Here is a 26,704-nt window from a genome sequence, read left to right as displayed (position 1 = left end):
TCACCTACTAAATTAGCTTGCTATAAAAGTTGGCCAAATCTCGGGTCACAATATTTATATCGTGCTGTTGTTCAATTAATTTGCGTGCATTATTACCTATGGCGCGGCAATGCTCCTCATCAGTAATGCAGCGTTCAATGGCTTCATAAAACTCTTCCTGATCATTAGCAATAATAATATTGGTGCCGTTTTCAAAATTTATGCCCTCGGCTCCAATTGATGTTGATATGATGCATTTCTGCATAGCCATCCCCTCTACTATTTTTACGCGCATCCCGCCTCCCGATAAAAGCGGCACTATCATAATGGCCTTACTATTCACAAATTCAAAGGCATCATCAACTTCGCCCTGTATAAATATCTTGCCCATCACTTCATAATCGTCAAACCGGTCAGGAATGTTGTGACCGGCTACGTAAAACTTTACGCGGAGGTCGCCATCGGTCAGGTCTTTATGAAAATTATCAATAAACCACTCAATGCCTTCGCGGTTGGGCAGCCAATCCAACGAACCCAGAAAAAACAAGCTCGGAAACTCTGTTTTGCTAAAATCGGGTTTATATAGTGTAAGGTCTATCCCAACCGGGAATATTTCCACAGGGATATTGGTTCCGTATGATAGTATTGTGCTTTTATCTTCGCTTGTAAAAACAGCTATGGCATCAACTTTATTAAGCTGCTGCAATTCATAATCTTTTACCCGCCTGGCCAGCATGCGCAGATACCATTTTTTGAACAGGTCACTTTTTTGTTGGGCTATCCTTTCCCATACCTGGTGCTCAATATTGTGCGACCGGTAAACCAGCTTAGCGTTAGAGTGCTTTCGTATAGCTGTTAAGTAAGGGGTAACAAATAACCCCTCAAACTGAATAATGTCATAAGCAGTTTGCCGTAATTCACGTATCAGCAGCTTTTCAAACTCGGCATCGTAATACCTGTCAATGTCATTTGATTTTTTGTTGAACAGGTTAACCAGCCCGTCAAACATGGATACGCTGATATCAATATTATATGAGGTATAATTTATTTTGGCAAGCAGTTCGTCAGTAGGTTCCTGCTCGCGGCCATTATATTTTTTTGCGTTAAGCGCCGCCAATGATACTTCATGCCCGAGCGTAACCAATCCTTTTATGGTGTTACAAACCACAATGGCATACCCTCCATTTTGTGGAAATGGCACCCGGTGTGTTAAAATAAGAATTTTCAATTGGCAAACTGGTTTAAAGCAAAAATACCAACCAGAAAGCCGTAATCAAAGTATCTTTAAAAAATACTTAGCTGGGGATCGCTTACCCTGAAAGTAAGGCGATGGTAAGGTGTGTAACCGATCTTTAAAATTGTTTCGCGATGTTTAATGGTAGGATAGCCCTTATTGCTATGCCAGTCATACTCAGGATGTTCCGTTGCAATTTGCAACATGTAATCATCGCGGTAGGTTTTGGCCAGGATAGAGGCCGCTGCTATGCTAAAATATTTACCATCGCCCTGAATGATACACTCATGGGGTATATTGGGGTATTTTTTAAAGCGATTACCGTCAATTATCAAAAACTGAGGAGCTAAAGTTAGCTTTTCAATGGCCCGATGCATAGCCAGGAACGACGCGTTTAATATATTGATCTCATCTATTTCCAGGTTATCAACAGACGCTACTGCGTAGGCAATGGCCTTTTGCTCTATCTCCGTACGTAAGCTGTACCGTACCTCTTCAGGCAGTTGTTTGGAATCATTAAGCAGGTGGTGGTCAAAATCGGGGGGAAGTATTACCGCGGCAGCAAAAACAGGCCCGGCAAGGCATCCGCGCCCGGCTTCGTCACATCCCGCTTCAATAAATTCATGCTGGTACCTGGCTGCTAACATGCTGGCAAATATAAGAAATGCAGTCAGTATCAAGTTTACAAAAAATGAAACCGTCTTGATATCTGATACTCTATTTTAAAATATCCTCAAAGTAAGCAAGGTGATATCATCAATAGGCTTGCTTTTAAATACATGGTTCAAATGCTCTAAAAGCGCGTCGTTTAAACCATCGGGCGATAAGTGTCCGTGTGCTTTTACAAAATCAAGCAACTTATCTTCGTTCCAAACCCTGGTGCTTGGCGATTCAAAATCCATAAGGCCATCGGTGTAGTTGAATATGAGGCTTCCCGGTTCCATATCAATTTCACCCTCGTTTAAAAATGGCAGGTCTTCAAAAACCCCTATCATCGTGGTACCTAATTTAAGGGGCGCGGCTTCGCCTTCAAAATATAAGATGGGGGGGTTATGGCCGGCATTAATGTAATTGAGTTTTCGTTTTTTTTCATTATAGCGGGCTAAAAACAAGGTTATAAATTTTTCGCCTTTAGTATTGCTGAGCACTATTTTATTTAAACGATCGATAATATTGGTAAGGTCGTCCTCTACCGCGGCCCAGGCATGCAGGCTGGCCTGGAAATTGGCCATGAGCAAAGCGGCAGACACACCCTTGCCCGATACATCGGCAATACACCATAAAAACTCATGGTCATTAAGCCTTATAAAGTCAAAATAATCGCCCCCTATATTTTGATGTGGCAGGTATTTAGCCCCGATCTCCACACTATCATCTTTATGCATCCTTAGCGGGATCAGCATATTTTGTACTTCAACGGCCAGCTCCATTTCGCGCTGAAAACGTTCCGACTGCAGGCGTTCACGAAACAGCTTCTTGTTCTCCAACGCCACAATGATCACATTCATGAGCGTTTGTATAAAGTTCAGATCGTTGTTAAGCATATCGCCCGATGTATTAAAATCACCGATCAGCGCGTAAGCTAAAGCTTTGCTTTTATGATATATGGGAATAAAATAGTTATACTTTTGAAGTATCGGATCCTGATGGCCGGCTATGGCAACGGGCGATTTGATCTTGCTCAATTTGTTGCACGCCCGGCTCAATAAAACACCCGATTCAAAATCGCCGCCGTATTTGGAGATGCAAATAAATTTGTTTTCCTTTTCAATTAAAAACCGGAGCTTGCCCACCTGAAGATAACTCTGCAGGATCACCTCGAGCATTTGTATAAGTATAGGGGTAGCTGTGTTTTTATTAATAGCCCGGGTGATCTCCAACAATGAGTTTAACTCCGATTGTCTTTTGAGCAACAGGCTGATTAATTCATCTTCGCCAGAACTATCGTCTATAAATTGCATTTGTTGGTTAGTAGTCAGACTAAAGTAAAAAAATATTATTAAATACGTGTACTTTGTGATTTAATATCGAAGGCATCGCGTAGGCCTACGGTAACCAGATTAAATGCGTATACCAGTAACATAATGGCCAACCCGGGTATAATAGCAAGATAAGCCGAGTTCATTACAATATAACCATAGTGTTCTTTGATCATGCCGCCCCATGTAGGCATTGGGGGTTGCGCGCCAAACCCTAAAAAGCTGAGCCCGGCTTCGAGCAGTATAGCCGACGCGAAGTTTGACGAGGCCAGCACCAAAATAGGTCCGCTTATGTTGGGCAAGATGTGCCTGGTAATAATTCGCGTATTGTTAAACCCCAGCGCCCGGGAGGCTTCAATATATTCTACCTGTTTAAGCCCCATTACCTGCCCGCGTACCAGGCGCGCTACTTCAACCCACATTGATAAGCCTACCGCAATAAAAATTTGCCATAAGCCCTTACCCAGGGCAAATGATATAGCAATAACCAATAATAAGGCTGGTAATGACCATAATATGTTCATTAACCAGCTTAAACAATTATCTATCCAACCGCCAAAATATCCGGCTATGGCACCAATGCTTACTCCAAGCAGCATACTGATCATTACCGACATTAAGCCAACAGCCAGTGATATGCGGGTGCCCAGCAGCATCCTGCTCAACATATCGCGCCCGTAAATGTCAGTCCCCAGCCAAAAAGTCCTGGAAATTATTTGTTCGGCTGCAATCTTATCGGTGAACCGTTTATATATTTCTTTGCTTTTATTGATGGAGATTCCGGGATTTAATAAGATTTTACCGTAATGGTACCTGGGTTTAACACCATTCACCACCTCAAAAATATTAAATGCCTTTTTTTCAGGTTTGTCCTCGTCGCCGATATATTCGGTCACATAAACAGAGTCGTTTACAAAATGATAACCGGTTATAGGGATGTCGCGGTAAAAGGAAGGCTGTCCAAAAAACATCCGTGTAAAAAAGCCAACGGTATCAACAGGTTCACTTTTCCTTATCCGCAGCATCATAAATGAAGCACCGGGCTTTTTAATGCTCAACTGTATGGTCATGTTATTGGCATGCGGCGACTTGTCGGGCATCACCAAATAGCCCAATATGGCAACAAGCAGGGTAAGGATGATAAAAACAAGCCCGGCTATAGCAATTTTATTGCGCTTGAATGCCTGCCAGGTTCGTTTTGATGGGGTGAGTTCTGCCAAAAGTTAATAGTTCTTTTTGGCTAAATATCGTTTAAATAGGCACAATTTACAAGGAGTAAATTAATCTTTACAAAAGGCTTGTTATTTTACCACCCTGCCCTTCCACAAATATTTGTGATTATTGCCAATAAGGCCAATTACTACAAAATATATAATGTGTACCGGTATCAGTAAAATGAGCAGGCTTACCAGGTAGGTACGTTTAAAAAAGGCGGTTATGGGCAATAAATAAATTATTTCAAATAAATACTTTAATAAAAACTGCACCAAAAAAAGTTTTAAAAAATAGAGGTCATAAAAACCCAGTCCGGCATTAACCAGTAATGAAACGTTAAACAACCAAATACAAATGCCAAAGGCTACTACCTTTTTATCCTTATACTTGGTAGACTTTGATGCCCAGCGCCTTCTTTGCTGCATAAATTCCTGCAGGGTATGTTTAGCGTGGGTATAAACCACGGCATCGCTTTGTTTCAAAAAGCCAATTTTGCCCGGGTACCGCTCGGCTACCTTTTGTAGTAACAACTCATCATCGCCCGATGCAAGGTCATCAATGCCTTTAAAACCGCCAACCTTATAAAACACCTCTTTACTATAAGCAAAGTTTGCCCCGTTACAGGTTGATGCCCGACCGTTACCAATAAATGCGGCCCCAATACCTATAAGGTAACCAAACTCCAGCGTTTGCATCAATTCAAACAATGACCGTTCTTCAAAATAAGTTACCGGCGATGATACCATGACCAGGTCATGGGTTTCGTAATAAGTCACGATGGATGATAACCATGCCGGCCCCATGCGACAATCGGCATCAGTAGCTACCATCAAATCGCCCGACGACAGATTGATCGCTTCGGCGATGGCCTTTTTTTTGTAAGAATTCAGCGGCTCTGCCTCGTTCAGCTTTAGCAATTTTACACCACGGTGAGCATAACTGCTGATGATGGCTGCGGTATTATCTGTAGAGTGGTCATCAACAATAATTACTTCCAGCAAATGTTTGGGGTAATCCTGAGCCAAAACATCTTCAATGGTTAAACTGATCCTTTCTTCTTCATTACGTGCTGCTATAAGCACGGTAACCCTGGTATGAAAGGGAGCTTTGGCCGCGGCCTTGTTTACTTTTATATTGGCCCACCCGCGTATCAGATAAATTAGCAGAACCAGGTAAACACCTGTTAAAAACAGCGAAACGAAACTATGCAGTGCGATCAAAGAATTTCAGTTTAAAAACGAATAAAGACCCTAAAATAGCAGGAATAATTAAATTTATAAGCCATATGGACGATACCCCGGCTATAATAGCTATTTTTTGATCCGTTACATAAGCGAATAAATGTGATGCGGTAAAGCTGCGTACCCCCACATCAAGCAGGTCAAGCGAGGGTACCGCTGATGTTATAAAGAAATACACAAACAGCATCATTACCATTGGAAAGTATGCAAACTGTGGTATAAGCATATGAAATACAATGCAATACTGAATGGTAAATGTGATGTAGCGCGCCATGCTAAAACCAAGTATAGTTAGCAATTCGTTGGTTTTATAGCGGCCCATGATCTCAAAAAATTTATGATATTTTTTCAGGAACCCAATACGGTCGAGCAAATTAACTATCCATTTAATGTGGAAGAAAAATATTAACAATACCGCTAAGGTTAAAGCCGATAACAAAATAACACCGCAAAATAACCAGGCATTCATGGGGATGAAATAATAGATAAACCAGATGATGGCGATCAGCCCTAATAAATTGGTCATGATGATTTGCCCAAAAGCTCCCACAGCCATGGCAAAAACCCCGTGTATACGTTTACGGTTTGGTAAAAACATTACCCGGCCGCCATACTCGCCAACCCGGTTTGGTGTTGAAATAGCCCAGGTAAGCCCGCAAAAAACCGCCTCTATTGATTCCCACAGCGTAATGTTAACAAGCGTTTTGGTAAGGTACCGCCATTTAAACGCTTCAAGCACCCAGTTAACTACCATTAACGCAACCACAATACCCATGGTTATTATTACCTGGGTACTGTTTATTTGGGAGGTTAAAGCTTCAAACTGTTTAAGATCGGTGTTTTTTTTATAGAACTGGTGATATATATACCAGGCGGCCATTATAAGCACGGCAGCCTTGAGCGAAACAGAAATTATTTTTTTGGTAGAAGTAGTCAAAGTAAATTTTATGCAATGTTACAAAAAAACCGGGCAAGGATTAAACTGCCCGGTATAACATAACATTAATATGTTTTGTTTATTATTTTAAACGTGCTCTAAAAAAAGCAATGGTATTGGCATAGGCATCCTTAGTAGCATTACTGTCATAAATAGGATTGCTTGGATTGGCAAATCCGTGATCTGCATCATACTGATGCAGATATACCTTTTTGCCGGCTTTTTTCATATCATCGGCAAATTTGGCAACAACCTTAGGGTTTATCCATTGGTCCTTATTGGCAAAATTGCCCAAAACGTCGGTATTTAGGGTTTTTAAGCGGTCAATATTTTGCTCAGGCATACCATAATACATTACACAGGCAACAGCCTGTTTGCCTGCCAGCAAACTGGTTTGCAGGCTCCAGCCGCCACCAAAACACCAGCCAATAGTTGCTATATGCGCTTTGGGACCTGCGTAGGCAATTGCACCGTTGATGATAGCTTTGGCCCTGTCATCATTTACAGCCTGCATAAGTTTACCAGCGTCCTCACGGGTGGCAGCAATTTTACCATCATACAGGTCAAGTGCAATTACGTTTACATTGCCCAGGTCGTTATATATTTTTTCCGATTCGCGTTTTATATAATCATTAAGGCCCCACCACTCATGAATAACCAATATGTAGTTATTAGTGGCTTTCTTGGCCTTCAGCATATAAGCCGTTGCGCCCTTTCCGTCGGCGGTTTTATAGGTGATGGCTGTACCTACCGCGCTTTGAAAACGAACAGGAAGTGGATTTTTATGAGCCATTTTGAATTTTGAACTGGATGCCAGCATGGCAAATTGCCTTGTTGCCGAGGGTTTACTGCAGCAAACCACTCTTTTTTGAGCAAACGCGAAGGCGCCAAGCCAAATAAATAAAGTGAGTAAAATAATTTTTTTCATGGGTTGAGTTTTATATAGTTAATAGTAAAATACGTTTGTAAACTAATTGAGGTTGCGGCTGGCAGGTACACGTTTGCTTTAAGCCATCACCTTATCTGGCGTAAGGGGCAGTTCTCTTACCCGTTTACCGCTGGCATTATAAACCGCGTTTGCAACCGCGGCAGCCATGCCTATTAAAGCTATTTCGGCCATGCCTTTTGCGCCCATAGGGTTGATTATAGGATCGGGCTTATTTACAAACAGGGCATCTATTTGCGGGATATCAGCATTTACCGGTACATGATAATCTGCAAAGTTGTTATTTACATAACGGCCATACCGATGGTCGATCACGGCCTCTTCCATCAGAGCCATGCCTATGCCGCCAATTGCACCACCTACAACCTGGCTGCGGGCTGTTTTAGGACTTATTATGCGGCCCGAATCGGCAACAGACGCTACTTTATCTATTTTAACAACACCCGTTGCGGTATTTACCAGCACCTTTACAAAATGTACTGACCATGAATTCATGGCATACTTGTCGCGCCCGGTGCCGCCATCTGCCTTGGTAGTTACCTCAAGCGATGGCAGGTTGTGTTGTTTTAGTACCTGTGCGTAATCGAGTTTATCAGTACCGCCGTTGCCAATCAGTTTCTGAAATTTTTCTTTCAGGTCGATACAAGCATAATGCACCGCCGAACCCACACTGGCTGTTGTTGCAGACCCGCCCTGTGTAGGGGCCTGCGGCAAAGAGGATTCGCCTATTTCAAAACGGACCTTATCGGCCGGGATCCCCATTTGTTCGGCCGCTATCATCACCATGGCTGTACCCGTACCGGGGCCAATGTCACTCGCTGCGGTTTGCAATACCAGCGATCCGTCGGCCATCATCGTGGCTTTAACAGTGGCTCCGTCCCTGTAAGCGCCAAACATACCGCCGCCTACGCCATAACCTACAAACCAGCCGTCTTTTTTAACAGAACCGGGTTGTTGTTTGCGTTCGCTCCAGCCAATATGACTGGCTCCCAATTGATATGCTTCGTTTAAAAATTTGCTCGAGTAAGGTTTACCACTCTCCGGGTCGGTTTCGGCATAATTACGCAGGCGCAACTCTATCGGATCTATCTTTAAAGCATAGGATAATTCGTCCAGTGCAGATTCCAGCGCAAATGCCCCGGTAGCTTCGCCCGGGCCGCGCATCCAGGTTGGCGTACCAATGTTTAAAGATACCAGGTTATATTTGGTATATATATTAGGGCAGGCATACAAACCCTGACTTACCCTAACCGTACCTTCGGTAAAATTTTCATATTCAGAAGTTTGCCCGGTGGCTTCGTGACTTATCCCCGTTAGTTTACCATCGGCAGTTGCTCCCAGGCCAACCTTTTGCCAGGTATATGGGCGATGACCCACAGAAGTAAACATATCGGCCCGGCTCAGTACTAACTTCACCGGCTTCTTAACCATTTTAGCGCCAATAACAGCCGCAATCTCATGCGGCCATACACGCAGAGCGCTACCAAAAGCGCCACCAACAAATTTTGAATTTACCTGTATGTTTTCAGCGGGTATTTTAAACAGTTTGGCTATCTCTTCGCGGGTATCCATAACACCCTGTGTTTTGTCCCAAACGGTTAGTTTATCGTCAGCATCCCATTTTGCAATTATAGAATGCAGCTCCATAGGGTTATGCGTATCAGTAGGCACTATATATTCCTGCTCAACCTTAAAAGGGGCAGACTGCCAGGCATCAGCAGTACCGCGCTTATAAACGCCCTCGCCACGCGGGGCAAAGCCTTTATTCATATTGTCGGGCAAACTGGTCACGTGTTTACCAACATCATAACGCACCTTAACTAATGAAGCCGCAAACAGGGCGCATTCAAAAGTATCAGCAATTACCAGGGCTATGGGCTGCCCGTTATATAGTACCTTATCGGTATTTAATACTTTAAGAGGTCCTTTAGGGGATGCAGGCTTGCCCGGCGCTGGTTGAAATCCCGGTACCTTTGGCGCATTTAAATGGGTAACCACAGCCAGTACACCCGGCGCGGCTTCGGCAGCTTTGGTATCTATTGCTTTGATAGTGCCTTTGGTGATGGTGCTGCCAACCAGAACACCATAAGTTAAGCCCTCAACTGAATACTCTGCCGAATATTTAGCGGCTCCGGTAACTTTTAACCGTCCGTCTACCCTGTTCAAACCATCTGACGAAGATGGCATATTTGCGTTGATATCTTTTTCCATTGGATGTTAAACTAAACCCGCGGCATGTTTTAACGCCTCGGTAATGCTGGCCGGAGCCAATTTTAATTTAAATGAATTATATCCATAGCCTTTAGCTCCCTGCATGGCCAGTTGTGCCGCCTGCTGAAAGTTATTTTCAGATACCTGTTTGCCGATGAGTGACTTTTCGGCTTCAAACAAGCGCCAGGGTTTATGCGCTACCCCGCCCATGGCCAGTCGTGCCTGCCTGATGGTGCCGTTTTCAATATCTAAAGCCGCTGCCACTGAAACCAGCGCAAACGCGTACGACTGCCTGTCGCGTATCTTTAAATAATAGCTGTTTTTTGCAAAATGATTATCCGGTATCTCAACTGCTACAATAAGTTCGCCGGGGCCAAGGCGGTTATCTGTTTCCGGATGATCGCCCGGCAAACGGTGAAATTCGGTAAATGGTAAACGGCGCTCGCCTTTTTTACCGGCAATAACCACTACTGCATCCAGTGCCGCCAAACCAACGCACATATCGCTTGGATGCACGGCTATACATTGCGTACTGGCGCCAAATATCGCGTGCATACGGTTAATACCCTCGTACGCGCCGCAGCCCGAACCCGGAACACGTTTATTGCAGGGCATGGTGGTATCATAAAAATAAGTACACCTTGTGCGCTGCATCATATTGCCGCCCACGGTGGCCATGTTACGCAGCTGCGGCGACGCGCCCGCTTTAAGCGCCATGGCCAAAAGCGGTTGTTTTTCAGCAACCAGCTTGTCTTCTGATACCACACTATTAAGTGCCAATGCCCCTATATGTAATCCTTTAGGCGTGGCAGTTATGCTTTTAAGCGGCAACTGGTTAATATCAACCAGCTTATCAGGCGCGGTCACACCGCGTTTCATCAAATCGACAAGGTTGGTGCCGCCTGCTATTATTTTTGTACCGGGTTTGTTTATAACTGCCAGTACGGCCAGCTGGGTTAAGGGCCTAACGTATTGAAACTGTTTCATACTGCCTGCCCCCCATCTTTTACTTCCTGTATGGCGTTAACTATATTGGGGTAAGCACCGCAACGGCAAATATTACCGCTCATGTATTCGCGAATCTCGGCCTCTGAACCTGCATGGCCCTCGCGTATGCAAGCCACTGCCGACATGATCTGCCCAGGCGTGCAATATCCGCATTGAAAACCGTCGTGCTTTATAAATGCTTCCTGCATGGGGTGTAGCTGGTCGCCGTGGGCCAGGCCCTCAATGGTGGTTATTTTTTTACCATTCATCATAACACCTAATGTAAGGCATGAATTTATGCGATGCCCGTTTACATGTACGGTACAAGCGCCGCACTGGCCATGATCGCAACCTTTTTTGGTACCCGTTAAGTTGAGCTGTTCGCGTAAAATATCCAACAGGGTAGAACGCGGCTCAACAGAAAGGCTCAGCTGTTTGCCGTTCACCTCCATTTTTAATGGCACTTTTTCAAAAACTACAGCTATTTTTTCGTCCATGTGCATCGCAGCTGCCTTAACAGCTGTGCCGGGAGCAAGGGCCACAGCCGTTAGCAATGATGATTGTTTGAGGAAAATCCTTCGCGAACTGTCTGTTGAATCGAGCTCGCTTTCGGGCCCGATACAGCTTTTTTCATTTTCCATAAATAGTTTGGCTTATTTATGATGTTAAGTTAGACATTTTTATTAAAAAGGCCCAGGATCAAAAAATGTTTTACAAAAACAAAAGGTTTAACAAACCCCAAAAAAAGGAAGGAAATTACAAATGGCTTAAAGCCAAAAGAGGGAAAGTTTGGGAAGAAATATACTTACCGGGGGATTATAATATAACCGCTTTTTTTGGTAAAGCAATACACTGCGGGTAAAACACCCGCCACTGATAATGCCTTGAAAAGCCGATAATTAGGAATATTATTTAAAACAAACACCGGGTAAGGTACCCGGTGTTTGTTTTGTTATAATTTACCAGCGACCGCCGCCGCCTCTGTTATTATCTTTTGAATAGCCGCCACCGCCACGGTTACCGCCGCCATAGCCACCACCGCCACCGCGGTTGCCGCCATAACCACCGCCACCGCTTCTGCGGTCATTTGGTTTTTTCTCTTCAGCCTGGCTTACTGCTATTGACCGGCCTTTAACTTCCGAGCCGTTTAAAGCAGTAATTGCTGTTTGAGCAGCTTCATCATCGGGCATTTCAACAAATCCGAAACCCTTGCTTCTTCCGGATTCTCTGTCAATAATAATTTTTACGGTACTTACTTCACCGTACGCTTCAAAAAGCTCTTTTAAATCGGCTTCCTCTAATTGAAAAGGAAGGCTTCCTGCGAATATGTTCATTAATCTTTAATTTATAATAGCAAGGTTGTTTACTTGCATCGTTTTGTTAACATCAAATATAGTAATAGATATTTGATGATTACTGCAAGATTTTGTGAATGAATGTTTTTATTTTTATTTTTTAGTTAAATTAACTTTTATTTAAAACAAAATAACACGATTTACTGTTGAAGCACGCTTGTTTCCATCAGTAATTGACATGAAAATTAATTCAGCTTACTGATTCAATAACATATAATTTACCGTTGAGCGTGAAACTTTCGCCGGTTATTTTGCCCATCAGCAGCAGACCAATGGGCGAAGCTGGCGATACCGCGAAATAAGTTTCACCATTAGCTGATATGCTACCCGCGCTTATTGCCAGGTAAAAATTGCCATTATTGGTCTTGATCACGCTGCCGGTTTCGGCTTTATGGGCTATGCCGGCAGTACTGATCCTGTTAAGGGCTACCATCAGTTTATTAGCTTCATTCAGTTGAGCCAGATTACGGTTGGTTTCCTGCTGCATCATGGCGCGGCCGGTTTCATATTTATCGCCGGCGCTGCTCTTGGTGTCCTCGTTCGATGCCTTTTGTGCTTCTTTGATTCCCAATTCGGCGGCATCCATGCTTTTACGCACATAACTTACACACTGCTCATATAATTCTTTTTTCAGATCGCTCATTTACCAGTATTAAATTCGGAGATAAAATTGCCTGCGCCACTTTATTTTCCCAGCAGCAATATTATAGAAAAGTGAGGTTTAATATACAATTGTGGCCTAAAAAATAAAAGCCCCCTTGCACTCGCTGCTTGGGGGCTTTAAACCTAAACCTTATCACTATTTGCAGGTGTGAACCTACAAAGTAGATAAACGTATCAAATGGGCAAAATTGTATCTTATAAGCACATTTATTGACAAAATAATGATAATTCGAGCAGATGTGTATTGTAAAACATTCAATTACAGTAATTTAAAATTTTCGTAAAAGTAAATTTATTTTTGCCATACAATGCCCTTATTCAGCAATTGCTACCTGGCGGACAAAAAAAAACGCGCCTGCCGATGAAAACCTGCAAACGCGTTTTTAAAAAATACATGGTAATATTAATTATACATTTTCCATGCCATAATGCTTCAATATGTCTGCCGGCACCCCGGTCCATTTAGTGGGCTGATTACCTGCATAGCCAATATCCTTAACGCCCATTTCGCTGGTAAAAAAGCCCGATGCGGTTAAATCGCGCATACGGTTAAAAAAGGCTACGCCCTGTGCCATTTCGGGCTTGGCTTTGTTGGGGTAAGCTATCAGGTCAACTAACTCTATTTGCTGTGCATGACTGCTATCGGTAAAAGTTTTACCAAAGCGGTTAAGGCATTGCAAGTCGAGCCAGCGCAGGCCACCACGCAAAGGCGTTTGGTGCTGTGGCATATCTTTTACAATAAACTCAATAAAATCAGGCACTTTGGCATCCGTCGCGCTGCCCGATTTTTCATCTTTAGGGATAATGATATCTACCAGTACGGTTATGGTTGCCATTTCGGCTTCAGTAAAAAACTTGTCGGCGTTCAGTTTTTTATCGCGCTCAACTTCAAAAGGCTGCCGGCCCGCGGCAGCTTCGGTTGCGGGGGCGGCTTTTTCTGGTGTTTTCTTAGTATCGGTTTTACAAGCTTCCAGTAATAATCCTGCTGAAAGTGTGCCGAATCCTATAGCTTTGAGGGAGTCACGTCTGTTCATAATAAAATTGTTATCGGGGCTTGTTTTAAACGTTTAATTTTTTTCTTTCCTGTAAAATATACTCGGCGGTACGCATTGACATGGCCAGGATGGTCCAGGTAGCGTTTTTATCGCCCTGCTGTACAAACGGCGCCGCATCAACCACAAACAGGTTTTTACAATCATGCGCCTGGCACCATTTATTTAAAGCCGACTTTTTAGGATCGTCGCCCATGCGTATGGTACCTACCTCATGAATGATCTTTCCGGGGGCCTCTAAGCCATAGTTGGTTTCGGGGCCTTGCGGCGGACCATAAATGGCGCCCATGTTATGCATAATTTCCTGGAAGGTTTCCTGCATGTGTTTGGCTTGTTTTATCTCATCATCGGCCCATTTATAATGGAAACGCAATACCGGTATCCCATATTTATCAACAACGTTAGGGTCAATTTCACAGTAATTATCATAACGGGCTATTGCGGTACCCCTGCCGGCCATGCCAAACTGTGTACCGTAAAAACGGCGGTAGTCGTCCTTTAGCGATGCTCCATAGCCGCCAGCTTCTTTCTTTTTACCATCGCGGCCGGGTACCATTCCATTCATGTTTTGTATACCGCTGCCAAACCCGTATGATGGCATATGCAAGCCGCCACCATATTCAATATGGTAACCACGCGGAAAATCGAGCTTTTTATTATCAAGCCACCAGGGCGAATAAATATGCACACTGCCTACACCGTCTTCGTTATAACGCTTACGGTCCATCAGTTGCGGCAGGAAACCGCCCGCGCTTGACCCGGTTGAGTCATGCAGATAGCGCCCAACTACACCGCTGCTGTTGGCCAACCCGGCGGGATGTGCCGCTGATTTTGAATTAAGCAGGATCCTCGCCGACTCGCCCGCACTGGCGCCCAGTATTACCGTTTTGGCATTTACCTGGTACTCCTGCATGTCCTCTTTATTAACGTATGATACACCTGTAGCCATACCTTCTTTATTGGTGATCACCTCCCTAACCATAGCGTTGGTGATTACCTTTAAGTTACCGGTTTTTACAGCAGGTATAACCAGGCATGAAGATGCCGAAAAATCGCCGTAAACTTTACAGCTGCGGCCGCATTGCCCGCAAAAGAAACAGGCGCCGCGGTCTTTGTTATTTGGCAGAGCCTCAGTTAAAACCGAACCACGCCCAGTTATGGTGGTTACACCGGCTTTTATAGCGCCCTGTTTTATATATAGTTCATTAAGCCTTGGTTTTGGCGGGGGCAAAAATATCCCGTCAGGTTCGTTTTCCAGGCCTTCAACAGTACCATAAACACCTATCATCCGGTCAACCTTGTCATAATAAGGTTTTACCTCTTCATAGGTAATTGGCCAGCTGTCGGTAAGCCCATCTTTTGGTTTAAAATCATGCGGGCCCATACGCAGCGAAATACGCCCCCAGTGATTGGTACGTCCACCCAGCATACGTGAGCGGAACCATGCAAATTCCGTATTATCTTTAGTGGTATAGGGTTCGCCTTCCAGCTCCCAACCGCCGTAAGCGGCGTCAAAGTCGCCAAAGGGCCTGGTAGTTCCTGCACCACGGCGCGGTGATTCCCATGGCCATTTAAGTTGCTGTGAATCTTTAGCCGGGTCAAAATATGCACCCGCCTCAAGCATTAACACTTTAATACCGGCGTTAGCCAGTACATAACCTGCCATACCGCCCCCGGCACCAGAACCAACAACTATTACATCGTAAGTTTCTGCTGATTTTTTAATTTGTAAATCGCTCATATGATATCAGATATCCTTCTATAAAGAATAAGAAACGCGCGCTCACGCGCTTCTGTATTAAATTGGTTTTTACGGTATAAATATATTGAACGCGACACGTTAAATACATCAAGATTAAAAAAATATTATAATTCTTTAATTGATATATTACGGAATGCTACCTCATGGTTATGATCCTGTAGAGCAATATGGCCCTTTGGATATTTTGCAAAATCTGTCCAGGTTTTAAACTTGCTGTTGTTAAGCATTTCTTTCCACTCGTCGCTGCCCATTTGTGTTTCAACTATTTTGGTACCGTTTAGCCAAAAGGTAAGATGGCCATCTTTTTTACGCAGTACTACGGAGTTCCACTCACCGGCGGGTTTAGCTACATCTTTGGAGGGAGCTTTCATATCATACAATGAGCCGGCAAGGTGATTTGCCTTTTTGTTGTCGCTCGCATCTTTATTGTCAAGCACCTGCATTTCGATACCGGTAGCATAGGTTTCGTTAAACTTAGGGTCTTCATGAACACCGAAAATAATACCGCTGTTACCGGTTGGAGATATTTTCCAATCAATTTTCAGTTCATAGTTTTCGTATTCGCCATCAGTAACCAGGTCGCCCTGGCCCTGGGCGTTAGGATCAAGCTGCAATGCGCCGTCAACAACTTTCCATGCGCCAGAGCCGCTTTTTAAATAGGTGTGCCAGCCTGTAGTAGTTTTACCATCAAATAACGGCTTATAGCCTTTGGATTGTGCTGATACCGCAAAATGCAGAGCAGGGATAGCCATAAGGCTCAAAAAGATCTTTTTCATTATAAATGTTTTAGATTTTAGTTAAGATATATCCATTAGGTTGGGTTAAATATATCCGCTTTTTTTTAATGCTAAAACGATTATATGAAAAATAAATTACAAACAGCTGTGAATGGCTATGTAAAAATGTGGTTATACAAAAATCAGGCTCATTTTGGGTTTAATGTTTGCCAAAATTAAAAGACAGATCTGAGGCTACGCCTATAGTAATATAACCATAACTGTCCTCAAAAAACTGGTTATAATCATCCTGCCCGCGATAGCCTCCGCCAACCATCAGGGCCGCGCTTTGCATAAACGGGAACTGGTAATAATATTTAAGGCTTACATTAAGGCGCTTTTTAAAATCAACCGCCGAGTAATTATCGTACTTATCGGCAATGTAGGCAAAATCAAACCGGATACGCTGCCAGTTTTTATAGGTCTTTTTACCTTTCTCCAAAGGGTCATCATAAGCTTTGGCCAGGTTATACATGCGGCTGCCGTTTATCCTGATAAAACCATAATGGTCTTTTAACCCTTCTGACACACCCAGACCAAATAAACCTGCATGTACTTCAAGCGCCAGGTTGTCGTACCGGTTAATAATCAGCCCATCCTTATCTGTGCGTTTGCCCGTATAATAAGTTAAGGTGTAAAAATTGGTGGTAAACTTTCCACTGTCGCGGTTAAAGCTACCATCGGCGTTTAACGACGGCCCCCTTACACCATTAGAATGGTGCGAATAACCAAACGAAAAGAACTTTGGCTTATAGGTATCCTCATTAACCCTGAAAAATACGGTCGCTCCGGGCATAAAACTTGGCGATTTTACGGGCGCTCCCCTTGATGCCAGTAAACGTAATTTAACACGCGGTGTAAACACTGCGAAAAAACGAGATTTAGGCGTACTGAACAATACAAAATTAGGCGCCAGATCTGCCGTTAGCTGGGTCTTTATTTTAGTAAAATAATCGTTGCCACCTTCAGATACGCGCAGGTTTTGCTTATAAATGTCATCAAAAACGTTATTAATGTTTCGTTTTTTATACAGGATGGAGTCGGCCAGGGTGTCAGCTGCAATTACATGCTGGCGTTTTAAAGTAACGGCACCGGCTATTGATCTGCCGGGCAAAACAAAGCAGCAAAATATACTTAAGGCGGGTATAAGTTTTATATAACGGGCGGTATTTCTTAAAACCGCATGGAAGGATAAAAAAGTATTCAATTTGATGCGGATTATTTTGACCGGTATTAAGTGAATTAAATCAAACTGCATTAACAGAATCATGTTAAAATACTGTTAACAACTGCGCGGCAATATTAGATATTATTCTCTTTTTAAGCGGCATATTCCGTGTCAAGCAAACGTAAAAGCTATGGGCCCCGTTACGGGGTACGCCAATTGGGTTTCTCTGTACCACTACGCGACGTTTAAAACAAAAACCGGATGTAACGAACGCGCGATGTAAGGCGTCTTCTTAATTAACCATGAGAATAACACAAATCAGATATTATCTGGCCGGGGCCATATTTGGCTTGCTACTGTCAACTTTTGTTAATGTTGGCTACGGGCAAACAGTTGGGCGGCTTCCTATTCCGGCCAATTGCCTTGACAGTATCCCCTCGTGGATGAGTAAGAGTAAAATACCGGTCCTGGCCGCCAGCGTAATTGAAGGCGGAAAAATAAAGGAATTAAAGATCTTCGGTAAGCTTGATAACGGGCGGTCTGCTCCACTCAACACCTTCTTCAATGTCGCGTCGCTAACCAAACCGGTTACCGCACTCACCGTTTTAAAACTTGCAGATGCAGGCGACTGGGATCTGAACGAACCTTTGGACCGCTACTGGATAGATCCTGATATCCGGACCGATCCGCGATATAAAAAAATAACCACCCGCATTGTGCTGAGCCACCAAACAGGTTTCCCTAACTGGCGCTCGCAAAATCCGGCCAAAAAGCTGGCTTTCCTTTTTGACCCCGGCACACGGTACGGCTACTCGGGCGAAGGCTTTGAGTACCTGCGCCACGCCCTCGAAAACAAATTCCACCGGACCCTGCAGCAACTCGCAGATTCGGTACTTTTTAAACCGTTGGGCATGAGCCATACACGATATGGCTGGAACGATAAACTTGACACCGCCCTTTTTGCCGAACCGCATGACAAGAATGGAGAGCTAATTAAAATGACAAAAAACACAAGCATCGTATCAGCAGACTGGTTAGTTACCACCATAGGCGATTATTCGAAATTCGCGTTGGCTGTTTTGAACCAAAAAGCGCTATCTACCCGCTTATTCACAGAAATGGTTACTCCGCAGGTGAAAATGCAGGGCAACGCTGGCCCCAAAGAAAGCATGGGATTGGGCTGGGAAGTGATCACACCGCTGGAGAACGGAGAATACCTGCTGATGCATACTGGTTCGGACGATGGCGTAAAGACGCTTGTCTTATTGCTTCCGCTGTCAGGGCGCGGCATGATCCTGTTCACCAACGGAAATAACGGCTTCGATGTTATCAAGCAAACCATCAAAACAGCATTTCACCTGAAGGAACTCACACCTTAAAACTCAAGACAATTTCTCGCCATTATTTATAGTTGGGTATAGTTGGTTTTTCAATTCTGTTTTGTTATATTTGATTATAGCCAAAACTTCCAATTTAACCTGTGTATCATGATAAAAGTTTCAAACATTCTTGCGCGCAAGGGTGGCGGTGTGGTCACAATTGATGCCTGTACATCTGTATTAGACGCCTTAAGATTAATGGCCGATAAAAATATCGGCTCGGTGGTTGTTCTGGAAGATTCAGAATACGTTGGTCTGCTCACCGAAAGAGACTACGCCCGCAAAGTGATCCTTAAAGGCAAATCATCTCATGAAACGCCGGTAAGGGAAATCATGAGTACCGGCCTGCCGCGCATAATTCCCGAAAACACAATTGAAACCTGTATGCACATCATGAGCGAAAGCAATATTCGCTATCTGCCAGTATTTATTAATGATGATCTGTGCGGTATCATATCCATTAATGACCTGGTTACCGAAACAATACTTGCGCAGCTGGAAACCATTGAACAATTAAAAAGCTACATTACTTCGTAAGCCCTGCGCCATTGCATAAGGGGGGCTTGAATGCCGGGCAGCTTCATGCATAGTGGTTGCCTAAATCACTATAATGGAAAGATTGTGTGCGGTATTTGCCTTAATTGTGTGCAATTGTGCGCTTAAATTGCACAATTTTAAAAGAATCCATAAATTATTGCCTATCAGTTATATATATGTGTATATTTAGGTGACGGAACCTAAGCCCTGGTATATTTGATTGATTAAATTTAATTGATTTAAACATAAGGCAATGAAGAAGGACACATCTATGAATGCGTTTGATAAAAACACCTCGATGGGAGTGTTTGATAAAAACACCTCCATGGGAGCATTCGACAAAAACACCTCTATGGGCAGATTTGCAGCCAATGAAGTAAACGCCATGCAGCAAAACTTAGGTCTTTCAGGAGACTCTACCGATCCGTCAACATCTAATGAAGCAAGCCAGTCGGAGGATAGCTAAATACATTATCACTCAAAAGCATTAAATTTCTTTTTGTAAGAAATTTTTTCTCGCCTTTTTAACATGTAGGTAATGGAAGATAATAAAATTTATCTGTAGATCATATGCAAAACCACATGATAAAAGGAATGGCTTGTGTATGCCTTTTAATAAGTGTGGCAGCGCTTGCCTATGCACAAAAAAACAAAACAGACAGTTTAAGATTACTGGTGGCGAAGCACCAAAATGATACGGCAGGAGTTGAATTGTTAAGAAAGTTAAGTCTTCAAGTACAAGCCAGCAGACCAGACAGCGCGCTTATATATGCCCAGCAGGGTATGGATCTGGCCCGGAAATTTTCTTTCAAAAAAGGCGAAGCAGATTGTATGAACCGGCTTGGTGTGGTTTTATGGAAGAACGGGAAATATGACCGCGCTTTATTATTCTTAATTAATTCATTAAAACTTAGGGAAGAAATTAATGACCGGCTCGGTATCCTGAAAAGCTTAAGCGATATTGGTATTGTTTACTCAGATCAGCAGGATAATGTTAAGGCCCTGTCTTACCATTTTAAAGCAAAAGCCGTTGCAGAAGAATTACATGAAAAACGGCGCCTGGGCATCATCCTGTCAAACATCGGGAATTGTTATATTAAGCTTAACAAGGTAGACTCGGCCTTAAGCTACGAAATGCAGGCCTATGCCATTCAGCAAAACGTTAAGGATATGGCTACGCTGCCCAACACTTTATCAATTCTTGGAGATATTAATTACAAAATGGGGCACAGTGCGTTGGCCCTTGATTATTACAGGATAAGTGTAGGTTATGCCATAAAAAATAATGATCAAAGCAGTTTGGCTGATAACTATAACAGCATGGCCCAGCTGTACAAACAAACAGGAGCGGCAGATTCGAGCATTTATTATGCAACCCGGGCCATGAACGCGGCGAAGGAAGCCATGTACCCTGAGGGTATATATCATGCAAGCAACCTGCTTACTGATATGTACCGTGGTAAAAGCGAGCATTTGGAACTACTTTATTTAAAAACAGCCCTGGCGGCAAAAGACAGCATGTTTAATGCCGAAAAAATTAAACAGATACAAACGCTGAGTTTTAATGAGGCAGCCCGCCAGGAAGAGATAGCAGAAGAAAAACACAGGGAGGAAGAAAAACGAATTGTTGACCTGCAACTTATCGCTATAGCCATATTTATACCTTTTTTTTTCCTGGTAGTTTTGCTTTTAAGCAGAAGCCGGACTCACCGAAAAGTGGTGGAATTTATGAGTGTGCTGTCATTGTTGCTGGTATTTGAATTTATTACCCTGTTCATTCACCCTTTTGTGCAGCGCATCAGTAATCATTTGCCTGTACTTGAGCTGATCATATTGGTTGGACTTGCGTCCGTATTAGTACCCTTTCATCACCGGCTTACCCATTGGATGCGCGAGAGGCTGGCCCATGCTGCACCGGCACACCATACCAAAACGCGAAAAACACAACCTAAAATTCAAAATAAAAACACTTAGGCAGCGCGGGTTAATACGTTATTTTAAATTTTCCTTAATGTTATTTAATTGCCGTATATGTCTTTGCGTGTGAAAAAGCATAAAATACGCCCATTCCAAACGGGTTAGGGTCCCGAATTGGGGTAAATCAAAATCCGGGTAAATCAAGGTCAGGTCCTGGCTTTTTGAGAGTTCTATCATTGGGCTAAAGCAGTTCTCCAGTGAACTTATAACCGTATTTTTTTGATGCGGGCCACCCGAGGGTTCTATAAAAGCAGGGGCGATCATTTTGATATTAAAGTTCAAAAAGAGGTCGCGCAGCTGTTCGATCTTTTCAGCAGGGTCGCGTTCTGAAACGGTGCCCGGCGCGTTTAAAATCGGGGCTCCGCCCGATGAAAATCTGATAATATGCTCGGCCACCTGGCCGGCAGTCCAGCTACCCACAAATGGTACAAGATTAAATTGCTCCTGTGTAAATCCCCAAATGGTTTGTTGTAACTCCTGCTTAACGTTGTTTAGTGCCGTGCTGATGTCAGTTGTCATAGTTAATGATCATAGCGGTTTATAATGGCAAAGATATACAGGATGGTGTTTTATCAACCGCATTATTAATCTGTCAAAAGAAGGATACCCGTAACAACTTTCCCTCGGGGCATTCCTGAAAACATTACTTGTAATTATACCGACAATCGTTTAGCTTTAATGTTTGTTGCATTAACCCGAACTATTATGAAATACCTCAACCTGAAGTTATTATTTGCAGCGTGCATGTTAAGCAGTAAAAGCTTGTTGGCACAGCAGGAACTTGTTGATACCGCTGTGTTCAACAAGATCAGGAACGCGGAGATGAAAACCTCACAAATTCCTAATATCGCGCATTATATTACCGACGTATCCGGACCAAGGCTTACCAATTCGCCCGGGTTTAAAAGAGCGGCCGATTGGGCTGTTGCAACCATGAAAAAATGGGGGCTTGCCAATGCCGCCCTGGAGCCATGGGGACAGTTTGGTAAAAACTGGGAGATACAGGACTTTAGCATCATGATGAAAGTGCCCTACGCACAACCAATTATGGCCTATCCTGATCCATGGACCGCCAACACCAATGGATTGCAACAGGGGCAGATTACCTTACTTACGCCCACGCAGGCGAGGGATACCACCTACATAAGCCAGCACCTGGATGATTTTAAAGGAAAATTTATTTTAATAACAGGGGCCCCAATAAATACTGCCGATAATTTTAAGCCATCGGCAACACGCCTTACTGATGCCGAGCTGGCTGACATGAAAGACACTTACATGGTTACGCATGACCAGATAGTGCAATATGCGGGTGTATATAAAACCCTGAACAAGATCAATGTACTTTTTAAAAAATCAGGAGCCATTGCCATCATTAGCGCCGGCAGTAAAAATATTGACGGGACTGTTTTTGTGCAGTCGCTTGCCGGATATAAACTAACCAATCCGGAAAGCTTGCCTACTGTAAGCATGGCGCTGGAAGATGGCCAAAAAATTAAAAGACTGATACAATCCGGTCATCCGGTTGAGATAGCGTTGAATATCAATGGCAAACTTTCAACTGCCGATACAAAAGGTTATAATGTTGTTGCCGAAATACCAGGAACCGACCCTAAATTAAAATCACAGTTGGTAATGCTTGGCGGCCACCTTGATTCATGGTCGGCAGCAACCGGTGCAACCGATAATGGTGCCGGCTGCATTGTAATGCTGGAAGTTGTACGACTACTTGATTCATTGAATTTAAAACCTAAACGCACTATACGCATTGCTTTATGGAGCGGCGAAGAGCAGGGGGTTTTAGGTTCCTATAACTATGCGAAGAACCATTTTATGGATGCCGAAAAATATACCCTAAAGCCGGAGCAAGCAAAGGTATCAGCTTATTTTAACCTCGATAATGGATCGGGTAAGATCAGAGGGATATTTACGCAAAACAACGAAGCCATGAAACCCATATTTGAACAATGGTTCACACCGTTCCATGATCTGGGTGCCGCTACGGTTACTACAAAAAACACTGGTTCAACAGACCATCTGGCGTTTGACTGGGCAGGTATCCCGGGCTTTCAGTTTATACAGGATCCGTTAGATTATGAGACAAGGACACACCATAGCAACATGGATAGCTATGACCATCTGCAAATTGACGACTTGAAACAAGCGGCTATTATTGTAGCCTCATTTGTATATCAAACAAGTGTAAGACCTGCTCCGCTGCCCAGAAAACCACTGGTTAAGGAGCCATTTGCATTTGATGGATTATAAACATCCAATGCCTTAGGATTATTAAAGCTCCTGTAGATAAACCTGCAGGAGCTTTTTGTTATTTATAATGAATTATTTCAGCCTGGTGCTCATGTCAACATGTTCAACAGTTTTTATGCCGCTGGGTAATTCGTTAAACGCGGAGTATAATACATATTTTTTATCCTTATCAATGCCCGGTAAGGTTTGTCCTATTACCTTTTTAATGTTCTCGTTTTCACGCCTGATAGCGGAGGTATCCTTTAACTTTATGGACGACAGGTAGTAGATCATCGGGAAATCACCGTCGGGGGTTGTTTGGTTAAATATCCTGAAGATGCGTGGTTGAGTGTTGACCTGTTTAATAGTTACCGGAAACTTGTACTGCTCACCTGATTTCTTCAACAGCATATTATAAAAGCTGGTAAACTCATCTTCATGATCATATTTCCAAATGCCACTTGGGCGGGTACAACTGAAAGCTGATGCCGAAATATTTAAGGCATCTATCAAATAGTTTTTATTATAGCTTTCTTTAGCTTGCTGATAAAGTTCAGGCGCTGTTTTGCCATTTATGGTATATTGGTTCAACTCCAGCTGGGTAAGTTTCCAGCCATAATCATACTTGCAATAAATGGCGGTTATCATGTATTTGTTCGTAATATTCCGCGGAATAAAAAACGCCATATACATTTCGTGGGTAGCACCAAGGTAGGTTAACGTGTAGCTGTTAATGCCGGTGGTCCCCGTTTTTATCGTGTCAATATCTCTGTAACGGTTCACTGCGTAATATTCATCAAGCAGGTTGTAATCGGCGGTCTTTACCCGGTTACTAACCAGTTCTATCAAGCGGCTTTTATAGTTGTTTTCAATAAAGTCTTTCGACATGATGTTCTCCAGCTGTTTTTCATTATTAACTTTCAGTAGTTTAAACAGCTCGTCGTTAAGTTTGTGGAATTTTTCTCGGTTGCTTTTATCAATGTTTTCATTTTTCCAGCTGCCGGGTACAGTAGGTTCGCAGCTTTGTAAAAAAATGACCAATAAAAAAGCAGGCAGCTTTGTTAACAAAGGGTTTCGTTTCATTATAGTGGTAAAGTAATCAGGTGGTGCTATAATAGTCATTTGAAAGCACATTGCGAAAGAATATTGTAGCGTTTTATAATTATAAACCGTAATTCTTTTTATCAAACCTTAAATTATGAAAAAACTATTACTGATAACCTTACTGGCCGCGTTTATCGGCTGTAAAAAAGATGCAGCAAATAAGGCTGGTTTAAAGGGAAGCTGGGAATATCGTGGTACCGCCTGTTACTGTTTGGCTGCAACTGATACCAATGCAAAAAAACCAGGTAATGGCAATATTATAATTTTTGCGGATAATACCTACAAACGGTTTGCGAAAGATACACTGAAAAAAAGCGGCACTTACGTTGTTGTTAAAGATACCCTGGGCCCACAACCGGTGAACCGGATAATTTATGACAATGATACCGCTTCCGACAAAATATTTTTCAGGATGGATCAAAATAAACTAACGTTTTTTGGGCAAACGCCACTCGCCGCAGATGGCCCGGAGTATTATTATGAGCGCATTAAATCTTAAAAAGTTTCTTTTTTTCACACTTTTTTCACATTTTCTTAACTTTAAGTAAAGTTTATTTTGTTTAGGGGTCGGGATGTCTATCTTTAGGTACATGGCAAACCTATAAAGCATGTCAAAAGAAGAGCGGACAACCCTTTTAAAACTTCTTTCCTCATTTCCTGACGAAGTTCAGGACAAAGCGCTGTGGCTGCGCGACTTTGTGTGGGGTCAATATCCGCAGGCTAATGAGCTAATATTTGATAATCCTGACAACATTATTTTGGGATGGTCGCCTACGGAAAAGGTGGGCCATGCATCCTGTGCCATCTCGATAGATAAAGCAAATAGCAACATATATTTTGGGTTTTATGACGGAGCCACGCTTGCCGATCCCGAAAAATTGTTGACAGGTAATGGTAAGCGGTACAGGTATTTCCAAATTGGGAATACAGATGATTTTCCTAAAGCATATATTACCCAGCTTTTAAATGACGCGTGGGTCAATTCGTTGAGAAAAGTTAGCAATTACAAACAGATTGTAAATGGCAAAACCCTGGTTAAATCTATTCTTGCCTTTGGCGCAATGCTGGAAACAATGATGCAACTTTAATTATTTTTCCTCTTCTCCACCACGGTCAGTCAGTGTTTTATTACTTTCTTTATCCTTGTGAACACACGGTAGCCTGAAAGGAAGGTTTTAACAACAATCAAAGTCTCCCTTATCGCGGGAGATCAGCGCGGTTTTTCTCTTCATTTTTATTTCATATATAGCAATCAAAAAACATATATCTTAGTTTAATATTTCGGGCTTTAACTGAGCCAAAATACACATGTGTTTCCGTAACATTATAGCGGTTTACATGTCTTTATATAAACATTTGTACTATGGCAATTAATCTTCAAAAAGGACAAAAAATAGATATTGGACTGTCAAAAATGACAGTTGGTTTGGGTTGGAACCCAAACGAAGGCACAGGTTATGATTTTGACCTGGACGTATCGGCAATTATGATAGATGCCAACCGTTTTGTACCCGAAGACGAGTTCTTCGTTTTTTATAACAATGTTGATTCCCCTGATTCTGCTGTTCACCACACCGGCGATGATCCTTCGGGCGGCAACAGTGATGGAGGCGATGATGAATCCATCAATATCGATCTTACCAAAGTTGACCCTAAAATACAGGAAATATTATTTGTGGTAACCATACACGAGGCGCAGCCCCGCAGGCAAAACTTTGGCCAGGTGCGCGATTCCTATATCCGCATTATTGATGAGCTTACAGGCAGCGAGGTTTGCAAATATGAACTTGGCGAAGATTTCTCTATTGAAACCGCTATTGAGTTTGGCAGGTTGTACCGCCGTAACGGCGCCTGGAAGTTTGAGGCATCGGGTGTTGGTTATAAGGAAGACCTTGCCTTCTTTTTAAGTAAATATTTTAAAGGTCAGATCATTAAATAAAACCGGAAAGCCCGCC

26 protein-coding genes are annotated in these 26,704 nt (G+C 43.0%); 8 read left to right on the top strand and 18 right to left on the bottom strand.

The features are described from left to right. Positions 1-7: 7 nt before the first annotated feature. From J2W55_RS10830 to J2W55_RS10755, 16 genes are all read right to left on the bottom strand, one after another. Complete coding sequence (locus tag J2W55_RS10830) at positions 8-1,207, bottom strand: glycosyltransferase family 4 protein (RefSeq protein WP_310095500.1); 1,200 nt, start codon at positions 1,205-1,207, stop codon at positions 8-10. A 56-nt stretch (positions 1,208-1,263) separates the two neighbouring features. Next, complete coding sequence (gene rnhB / locus J2W55_RS10825) at positions 1,264-1,860, bottom strand: ribonuclease HII (protein ID WP_310095497.1); 597 nt, start codon at positions 1,858-1,860, stop codon at positions 1,264-1,266. Positions 1,861-1,935: 75 nt separating this feature from the next. Then, complete coding sequence (locus J2W55_RS10820; RefSeq protein WP_310095496.1) at positions 1,936-3,174, bottom strand: PP2C family protein-serine/threonine phosphatase; 1,239 nt, start codon at positions 3,172-3,174, stop codon at positions 1,936-1,938. A 38-nt stretch (positions 3,175-3,212) separates the two neighbouring features. Beyond that, the gene (locus J2W55_RS10815) at positions 3,213-4,412 is read right to left on the bottom strand and encodes an ABC transporter permease (protein ID WP_310095494.1); all 1,200 of its coding nucleotides are present in this window, start codon (positions 4,410-4,412) and stop codon (positions 3,213-3,215) included. 81 nt (positions 4,413-4,493) lie between these two features. After that, positions 4,494-5,627: a glycosyltransferase family 2 protein gene (locus J2W55_RS10810; RefSeq protein WP_310095491.1), complete on the bottom strand. Its 1,134-nt coding sequence runs from the start codon at positions 5,625-5,627 to the stop codon at positions 4,494-4,496. Continuing rightward, complete coding sequence (locus J2W55_RS10805) at positions 5,611-6,585, bottom strand: lysylphosphatidylglycerol synthase domain-containing protein (protein ID WP_310095489.1); 975 nt, start codon at positions 6,583-6,585, stop codon at positions 5,611-5,613. The genes J2W55_RS10810 and J2W55_RS10805 overlap by 17 nt, the downstream gene beginning before the upstream one ends. Before the next feature lie 82 nt (positions 6,586-6,667). Next, positions 6,668-7,513, bottom strand: a complete 846-nt coding sequence (locus J2W55_RS10800; protein ID WP_310095487.1) for a dienelactone hydrolase family protein — start codon at positions 7,511-7,513, stop codon at positions 6,668-6,670. Between the two features lie 78 nt (positions 7,514-7,591). Next, positions 7,592-9,742 (bottom strand): xanthine dehydrogenase family protein molybdopterin-binding subunit, encoded by a 2,151-nt coding sequence (locus tag J2W55_RS10795; protein ID WP_310095485.1) that lies wholly within the window; start codon positions 9,740-9,742, stop codon positions 7,592-7,594. A gap of 6 nt (positions 9,743-9,748) precedes the next feature. Then, positions 9,749-10,729: an FAD binding domain-containing protein gene (locus J2W55_RS10790; RefSeq protein WP_310095484.1), complete on the bottom strand. Its 981-nt coding sequence runs from the start codon at positions 10,727-10,729 to the stop codon at positions 9,749-9,751. Further along, the gene (locus tag J2W55_RS10785; protein WP_310095482.1) at positions 10,726-11,370 is read right to left on the bottom strand and encodes a (2Fe-2S)-binding protein; all 645 of its coding nucleotides are present in this window, start codon (positions 11,368-11,370) and stop codon (positions 10,726-10,728) included. The genes J2W55_RS10790 and J2W55_RS10785 overlap by 4 nt, the downstream gene beginning before the upstream one ends. Positions 11,371-11,688: 318 nt before the next feature. Continuing rightward, positions 11,689-12,063, bottom strand: coding sequence for an RNA-binding regulator (gene rbp / locus J2W55_RS10780; protein WP_310095477.1), 375 nt, complete (start codon positions 12,061-12,063; stop codon positions 11,689-11,691). A gap of 211 nt (positions 12,064-12,274) precedes the next feature. Then, entirely contained in the window at positions 12,275-12,727 is a 453-nt protein-coding gene (locus J2W55_RS10775; RefSeq protein ID WP_310095473.1) for a 3-oxoacyl-ACP synthase, read from the bottom strand. A gap of 427 nt (positions 12,728-13,154) precedes the next feature. After that, positions 13,155-13,781: a gluconate 2-dehydrogenase subunit 3 family protein gene (locus J2W55_RS10770; RefSeq protein ID WP_310095471.1), complete on the bottom strand. Its 627-nt coding sequence runs from the start codon at positions 13,779-13,781 to the stop codon at positions 13,155-13,157. 25 nt (positions 13,782-13,806) lie between these two features. Further along, the gene (locus J2W55_RS10765) at positions 13,807-15,540 is read right to left on the bottom strand and encodes a GMC oxidoreductase (protein WP_310095469.1); all 1,734 of its coding nucleotides are present in this window, start codon (positions 15,538-15,540) and stop codon (positions 13,807-13,809) included. Between the two features lie 125 nt (positions 15,541-15,665). Next, a complete protein-coding gene (locus tag J2W55_RS10760) occupies positions 15,666-16,337 on the bottom strand; it encodes a 3-keto-disaccharide hydrolase (protein WP_310095468.1) in 672 nt (223 codons plus the stop codon). A gap of 160 nt (positions 16,338-16,497) precedes the next feature. Continuing rightward, the gene (locus J2W55_RS10755) at positions 16,498-17,544 is read right to left on the bottom strand and encodes a hypothetical protein (protein WP_310095465.1); all 1,047 of its coding nucleotides are present in this window, start codon (positions 17,542-17,544) and stop codon (positions 16,498-16,500) included. 263 nt (positions 17,545-17,807) lie between these two features. Here J2W55_RS10755 and J2W55_RS10750 point away from each other — a divergent pair, with 263 nt between their 5' ends. From J2W55_RS10750 to J2W55_RS10735, 4 genes are all read left to right on the top strand, one after another. Beyond that, positions 17,808-18,884: a serine hydrolase domain-containing protein gene (locus tag J2W55_RS10750; protein ID WP_310095463.1), complete on the top strand. Its 1,077-nt coding sequence runs from the start codon at positions 17,808-17,810 to the stop codon at positions 18,882-18,884. 108 nt (positions 18,885-18,992) lie between these two features. After that, entirely contained in the window at positions 18,993-19,421 is a 429-nt protein-coding gene (locus J2W55_RS10745) for a CBS domain-containing protein (protein WP_310095459.1), read from the top strand. A 253-nt stretch (positions 19,422-19,674) separates the two neighbouring features. Beyond that, positions 19,675-19,887: a hypothetical protein gene (locus J2W55_RS10740; protein WP_310095456.1), complete on the top strand. Its 213-nt coding sequence runs from the start codon at positions 19,675-19,677 to the stop codon at positions 19,885-19,887. Positions 19,888-19,991: 104 nt separating this feature from the next. Further along, on the top strand, positions 19,992-21,395 hold the full coding sequence (locus J2W55_RS10735) for a tetratricopeptide repeat protein (protein ID WP_310095452.1): 1,404 nt from the start codon (positions 19,992-19,994) through the stop codon (positions 21,393-21,395). An 18-nt stretch (positions 21,396-21,413) separates the two neighbouring features. Here the strand turns inward: J2W55_RS10735 and J2W55_RS10730 are convergent, their stop codons facing one another. Continuing rightward, positions 21,414-21,917 carry a DinB family protein gene (locus J2W55_RS10730; protein WP_310095449.1) on the bottom strand — a complete coding sequence of 168 codons (504 nt, stop codon included), beginning with the start codon at positions 21,915-21,917 and terminating at the stop codon, positions 21,414-21,416. Between the two features lie 186 nt (positions 21,918-22,103). Between J2W55_RS10730 and J2W55_RS10725 the strand changes: the two genes are divergently transcribed. Continuing rightward, entirely contained in the window at positions 22,104-23,666 is a 1,563-nt protein-coding gene (locus tag J2W55_RS10725; protein ID WP_310095446.1) for a M20/M25/M40 family metallo-hydrolase, read from the top strand. A gap of 72 nt (positions 23,667-23,738) precedes the next feature. On the opposite strand, the gene J2W55_RS10720 is transcribed toward J2W55_RS10725, so the two are convergent. Next, complete coding sequence (locus tag J2W55_RS10720; protein ID WP_310095443.1) at positions 23,739-24,728, bottom strand: hypothetical protein; 990 nt, start codon at positions 24,726-24,728, stop codon at positions 23,739-23,741. Between the two features lie 115 nt (positions 24,729-24,843). Between J2W55_RS10720 and J2W55_RS10715 the strand changes: the two genes are divergently transcribed. The 3 genes from J2W55_RS10715 (at position 24,844) to J2W55_RS10705 (ending at position 26,688) form a co-directional block, all read left to right on the top strand. Further along, on the top strand, positions 24,844-25,248 hold the full coding sequence (locus J2W55_RS10715; RefSeq protein ID WP_310095440.1) for a hypothetical protein: 405 nt from the start codon (positions 24,844-24,846) through the stop codon (positions 25,246-25,248). Positions 25,249-25,357: 109 nt separating this feature from the next. After that, complete coding sequence (locus J2W55_RS10710; RefSeq protein ID WP_310095438.1) at positions 25,358-25,837, top strand: hypothetical protein; 480 nt, start codon at positions 25,358-25,360, stop codon at positions 25,835-25,837. A gap of 275 nt (positions 25,838-26,112) precedes the next feature. Continuing rightward, positions 26,113-26,688 carry a TerD family protein gene (locus J2W55_RS10705; protein ID WP_310095435.1) on the top strand — a complete coding sequence of 192 codons (576 nt, stop codon included), beginning with the start codon at positions 26,113-26,115 and terminating at the stop codon, positions 26,686-26,688. The last annotated feature ends 16 nt before the right edge of the window (positions 26,689-26,704 follow it).

Origin of the sequence: Mucilaginibacter pocheonensis (genome assembly GCF_031456535.1) — a bacterium.
Taxonomy (GTDB): domain Bacteria; phylum Bacteroidota; class Bacteroidia; order Sphingobacteriales; family Sphingobacteriaceae; genus Mucilaginibacter; species Mucilaginibacter pocheonensis.
Note: the sequence above shows the minus strand (reverse complement) of the source record. Positions and strands in the feature narration are given on the sequence as shown.